This is a genomic window from Nonomuraea sp. NPDC049784, from assembly GCF_040659615.1.
Lineage (GTDB): Bacteria > Actinomycetota > Actinomycetes > Streptosporangiales > Streptosporangiaceae > Nonomuraea.
Genome location: NZ_JBFAMX010001132.1, coordinates 1 through 1737, shown reverse-complemented (window position 1 = coordinate 1737; position 1737 = coordinate 1). Strand labels below are relative to the sequence as shown.

The 1737-nt window shown below is 73.5% G+C and carries 3 protein-coding genes; 2 read left to right on the top strand and 1 reads right to left on the bottom strand.

Annotation, left to right across the window (positions count from 1 at the left end; all coding sequences use genetic code 11):
• Positions 1–360, top strand: a 360-nt coding sequence (locus AB0J09_RS64040) for a LuxR C-terminal-related transcriptional regulator (RefSeq protein WP_360714206.1), incomplete at its 5' end; no start/stop codon positions are given.
• A gap of 52 nt (positions 361–412) precedes the next feature.
• Positions 413–772 carry a response regulator transcription factor gene (locus AB0J09_RS64035; protein ID WP_360714204.1) on the top strand — a complete coding sequence of 120 codons (360 nt, stop codon included), beginning with the start codon at positions 413–415 and terminating at the stop codon, positions 770–772.
• Between the two features lie 5 nt (positions 773–777).
• On the opposite strand, the gene AB0J09_RS64030 is transcribed toward AB0J09_RS64035, so the two are convergent.
• Positions 778–1737 (bottom strand): NAD(P)/FAD-dependent oxidoreductase (locus tag AB0J09_RS64030; RefSeq protein WP_360714202.1); only part of this gene is annotated, 960 nt, incomplete at its 5' end.

Below are 1737 nucleotides of genomic sequence, written 5' to 3'. Positions count from 1 at the left end.
CTGAAGTTGCGGTTCAGCGTCGCGGGGTCGCTGGTCGACGCGGTGCGGGCGGTGGCGGGGGGCGGCTCGGTCATCGATCCGGCCGTGGTGGAGGCCCTGGTGGCCGACTCCGTCCACGCGCGGTCGTCGCCACTGGCGGCGCTGACCGGCAGAGAGCGCGACGTGCTGGCCCATATCGCGCAGGGCAAGAGCAACGCCGCGGTGGGGGCCGCGCTGTTCCTCACCGAGCGAGCCGTGGAGAAGCACATCAACGCGCTCTTCGCGAAGCTCGGACTGGGCCCCGAACCGGACACCAATCGCCGGGTGATGGCCGTGCTGCTCTATCTGTCCGCGCGGAGCGGGGATGCTAGCACCCGCTGACTGTGGTGGTCCCTCCCTTGGGATGTACGCCGAAAAGGTGGACCCTGGAGACATGAAAGCGGTCGACGTCCTCATCGTTGACGACCAGGCGCTGTTCCGCTCGGTCGCCAGGACGCTCGTCAGGCTGCTGCCGGGCTGGCGCGTGGTCGGCGAGGCCGCGACCGGGGAGGAGGCCTACGACCAGGCCGCCCTGGAACGGCCCACGATGATCCTGATGGACATCAACCTGCCCGGAATCAGCGGGATCGAGGCCACCCGCAGGATCCTCGCGCGGGCGCCCGACATCAAGATCGTTCTGCTTTCGACGTACGCGGCCGACGACCTGCCCCCCGACGCGCGGACCTGCGGCGCGCTCACCTACCTGCGCAAGGACGACCTCACTCCCGCGGCCCTGCGCGCGCTCCCGGTCTGAACGGCTCAGGCCTGCCCGTCCCGGCGCAGGGCGATACGGGCGGCCTGCCAGCCGCCCATGCCGTGGGCTCCCCCGCCGGGCGGCGTGCTCGCGGAGCAGATGTAGAGGCCGGGAACCGGCGTGGCCCACGGGTACGGCGAGTACCGGGGCCGGCGGGCGAACTGCGAGAGCGACGCCTCGCCGCCGCCGATGTCCCCGCCCACCAGGTTGGCGTTGCGGGCCTCGAGGTCCGCGGGACCGAGGGCGTGCCGGGCGAGCGCGAGGTCGCGGAAGCCGGGCGCGAAGCGTTCGATCTGCGCCTCGATCGCCTCGGTCATGTCCCGGCCGGATCCGTTGGGCACGTGGCAGTAGGCCCACAGCACGTGACGCGACGCGGGGGCGCGCGTGGGGTCGGCCACGGTGGGCTGCGTGAGCAGGACGTACGGCCGCGCCGGATGCCGTCCGGCGGCCACCTCGGCCTCGCTCAGCGCGATCTCGTCGAGGGTTCCGCCCAGGTGGACGGTCCCCGCCCGGCTGACGGACGGGTCGCTCCACGGCACCGGCCCTGACAGCGCCCAGTCGAGCTTGAAGACGCCGGGGCCGTACCGGAAGCGGGACAGGCGGCGCCGGTAGCGGGGCGGCAGCCGGTCGCCCGCGACGGCCAGGACCTGGCGCGGCGTGAGGTCGAGCAGCACCGACCTGGCCGGCGGCAGTTCTTTCAGATCCCGCACGGCCCACCCGCCGACGACCTCCCCGCCGTTCGCCACGAGCCTGGCGACCAGCGCGTCCGCCACCGACTGGGAGCCGCCCACGGCCACCGGCCAGCCGACGTGGTGGGCCAGCGCGGCCAGCATCAGCCCGTATCCGGAGGTGATCGGGGAGCGCAGGTCGAGCATCGAGTGCGCGGCCATCCCCGCGAGCACGGCCCGCCCGCGTTCGGTGCGGAAGAGCGTGCGGCCGAGCACGGTCGCAGCCCTGCCTGCGAC